The organism is Pseudobacter sp., from assembly GCF_051955275.1.
In the GTDB taxonomy this organism is placed as follows: Bacteria; Bacteroidota; Bacteroidia; order Chitinophagales; family Chitinophagaceae; genus Pseudobacter.
This window is the reverse complement of the sequence record NZ_JBQCGW010000063.1, coordinates 1-3,211: the sequence shown is the minus strand read 5'-3', so window position 1 is coordinate 3,211 and position 3,211 is coordinate 1. Positions and strand designations below refer to the sequence as shown.

General features: G+C 46.9%; 3 protein-coding genes. 1 reads left to right on the top strand and 2 read right to left on the bottom strand.

Annotated elements, in window-relative coordinates; translation table 11 throughout:
- Window positions 1-191 precede the first annotated feature (191 nt).
- Window positions 192-353: a hypothetical protein gene (locus ACTHMC_RS05990; RefSeq protein WP_440411722.1), complete on the top strand. Its 162-nt coding sequence runs from the start codon at window positions 192-194 to the stop codon at window positions 351-353.
- An 81-nt stretch (window positions 354-434) separates the two neighbouring features.
- Here the strand turns inward: ACTHMC_RS05990 and ACTHMC_RS05985 are convergent, their stop codons facing one another.
- Together ACTHMC_RS05985 and hppD are read right to left on the bottom strand one after the other, a co-directional pair.
- The gene (locus ACTHMC_RS05985) at window positions 435-1,598 is read right to left on the bottom strand and encodes a L,D-transpeptidase family protein (RefSeq protein WP_440411720.1); all 1,164 of its coding nucleotides are present in this window, start codon (window positions 1,596-1,598) and stop codon (window positions 435-437) included.
- 229 nt (window positions 1,599-1,827) lie between these two features.
- Complete coding sequence (hppD, locus tag ACTHMC_RS05980; protein WP_440411718.1) at window positions 1,828-2,958, bottom strand: 4-hydroxyphenylpyruvate dioxygenase; 1,131 nt, start codon at window positions 2,956-2,958, stop codon at window positions 1,828-1,830.
- Window positions 2,959-3,211 lie beyond the last annotated feature (253 nt).

The window sequence follows — 3,211 nt, the reverse complement described above, 5'->3', positions numbered from 1 at the left end:
TCCTTTTTTTTTTTTTGTATATTATTTATGTTTCGGTTGCGGGGTCTTTCGCGGTTGTTTATTAATTTTTGTTCACTGGGGGTACGCTAGCGACTGCGTCAACCAGAGTTTTCGGTGGGGTTATCATGAAATTAATCTAAAACGCGAATAATTAACACTTTCTCCCTATTTTTGCACAAATTTTTTAGAACATGACAACAACGTCCAGAAAATACAAAGGCTTATATTGGTTGTTATTCTTCGCCTTCACAGCGCTTTTCCTCTATGCTACTGTGGTACATCCCTGGGAGTATCTGACGATGATCCTTCCGTTCGTGTGCACGTTCTTTGTTCTGGCCATGGACATCATCTAGTTAATTTTCAACTTCTTTATACAAATGAAATGCCCCGCCTTATGGCAGGGCATTTTTGTTTTCTTATGTCCTTCAAGTAAATCACTTTTCTATGAAGATCGACTGCTTGAGCTTCACGGCCACTTTCTTTTCCTGCCGCACGGCCGGTGTCCATAAAGGCATTTTCTCAAAAGCTTCAGCTAACCGGTAGTTGATCTCGTCATTGCCTCCCTTCAGCACTTTCACTGCATGGGTGGCGCCGGTACTGTCGATCACAAATTCCATCATCACATAAGTCTTGGCCTGGTCTTCCTCCAGGTGCTCGCTCATTTCCTTACTGATCTTATCTATGAATAACTGGAATTCCTGGTTGCCGCCCGGATAAACGGGCAATGTATTCACTACCGCCGTGATCTCTCCTTCAAACTCTTTCACTACACGGGGAGGCCGTTTCTTTTTCACCACTTTCACTTCCTTTGATGGCAGCTCAGGCATTTCACTCTCCATCCTGTATTCCCCTTTCTTGTTCACGGATACTACAGGGATCTGCTGGGTGCGATCGAAATAATCATAGATATCTTTCAGCTCTGCGGTCATGTTCTTGTACTCCGGAAAATCTTTCAGGAACCTGTTGAGATAGTCAACACTTTTCTGGTTGGTGAACTGCACAGGGAAAATATGAACAGGGATGAAATCCTGTCCCTGGCTGCGCGCCAGTGATGCCAGGATATAAATTTCCTCGATCTGATCATCGGTCACGGGAATGCAACCGGTGGTTACACAACTGCCGTGAATATAGATATCACCGCCGGGCTGCAGGGAGTCCGACAGGATCTTGTCTGATGCGTTGGGATAGTTGAGACCCAGTGAGAGATGGTAATTGCTTCTTGGATTGAATTCGTTGATATAGTACAAACCTTCCGGCACCTGGTAGTCGCCCATCATGCGCTTGGGGCCCAGTGTTCCTGCGAGGGCGCAGACCTTGTAGGTTTTGAACAGCTGGAATTTATCCTTTCTGTCGTTCTTCACCCATACTTCCAGCTTGCTGTCGTATTTGAAGGAACGCACGTACATGAATTTGAAGGGGAACTTCAGGTTCTTTGCCTGGAACTGTTTCATCAGTGTGTCTTCCTTGCGTTTCCAGGCATCGCCTGAACGCGGGAATGATTTCTGGTATTCAACGAAGTTGAGTGTGGGTGCAGACGACTGTGACTGCACCGTTTCATGGAGAAACAGCGATATTGCTACAATTAGAAGATATCTCATGGTTCTTAATCGCACTATTGTATAACGTTTTCCTGACAGGGATATTTTTCGGAATTGGTTGGACCGGTATAAAATTAACAAATAAGGGAATGCGAAGAACAACCGGGGTTGTTAACATTGTGGAAAAACCAAGGCCGTTGCGCATTGTAGCGGCAACGGCCTTAAGTAGTTACGGCTTGGGGAATGTGGATCGTCTGCCCCACTTTCACTTTGCCGGTCTGAACAAAAATCAGAGATTGCCCCTGAGTTCCTGTTCGCGCTCAATGGCTTCGAAGAGGGCCTTGAAGTTCCCCTTACCAAAGCTTTTGGCGCCTTTGCGCTGTATTATCTCAAAAAAGAGGGTTGGTCTGTCTTCAACAGGTTTGGTAAAGATCTGGAGCAGGTAACCTTCATCATCGCGGTCAACCAGGATGCCCAGTTCTTTCAGCGGTTCCACATCTTCATCGATCTTTCCCACCCTGTCCTGCAATTCATCATAATAACTGGTGGGCACCTGCAGGAATTCCACACCACGGTTGCGGAGATCAGTGACTGTTTCCACAATGTTGTTAGTGGCCAGCGCTACGTGCTGACAACCTTCGCCATCATAGAAATCCAGGTACTCTTCTACCTGTGATTTCTTCTTTCCTTCTGCGGGCTCATTGATGGGAAATTTCACAAAGCCATTGCCATTGCTCATCACCTTGCTCATGAGGGCAGAATATTCAGTGGAGATATCATTATCGTCGAAGCTGAGGATATTGCGGAAGCCCATCACTTCTTCATAGAAACCAACCCATTTGTTCATCTGGTTCCAGCCTACATTGCCTACGCAATGGTCAACATACTGCAGGCCTGTAGGAGCAGGATTGTAATTGGATTTCCAGGCTTTGAAACCTGGCAGGAAAGCGCCTGTGTAGTTCTTGCGCTCGATGAAGAGGTGAACAGTTTCGCCATAAGTATGGATGCCGCTCATCACCACTTCCCCGGTATCATCTTTGGTGCGTGTTGGCTCCATATAACTCTTAGCGCCGCGTTTGGTGGTCTCTTCCCATGAACGGGTGGCGTCGTCCACGCGCAGGGCCAGGAACTTTACGCCATCGCCATGCTTGTAGATATGATCGGCGATCTCGTTGTTGGCGCGTAATGGAGTAGTGAAAACGAAGGTGAGCTTCTCCTGACGAACGGCATAAGAAGCGCGGTCCTTCACACCGGTTTCAGGGCCGGCATAAGCCAGGCTCTGGAATCCGAAAGCTGTTTTATAGAAGTGAGCGGCCTGTTTGGCATTGCCCACATAAAATTCTACATAATCGGTTCCCTGCAGAGGCAGGAAATCAACATTTGTTTCATTGGTCTTATTAGCCGCAGTAAGCGTTGACATAGCGAAATATTTTAAGTATCTGCAAATAGAATGATGGTCTGTAGCGACCGGCAATAAATTGGTTGATTACGGGGGAGGTCAGGGAACAGCGGTTGTTCCCATAAGGATTACTCGGCGATGGTCGCCGTCATGGCAAGCGCCTCCATCAACAGGCAGTAGTTGTGGCGCTTATCGTTGAAAATCTTATGCGGATAGTCGGGGCGCATTGCCAGACAAATATAGAATAATTACTGAGCAAAATCAAGTTTCGCAG

What these genes read in the sequence shown, in the direction of transcription:
- ACTHMC_RS05990 (WP_440411722.1), top strand. Translation starts at nt 192, where the DNA reads ATGACAACAACGTCCAGAAAATACAAAGGCTTATATTGGTTGTTATTC.
- ACTHMC_RS05985 (WP_440411720.1), bottom strand. Translation starts at nt 1,598, where the DNA reads ATGAGATATCTTCTAATTGTAGCAATATCGCTGTTTCTCCATGAAACG.
- hppD (WP_440411718.1), bottom strand. Translation starts at nt 2,958, where the DNA reads ATGTCAACGCTTACTGCGGCTAATAAGACCAATGAAACAAATGTTGAT.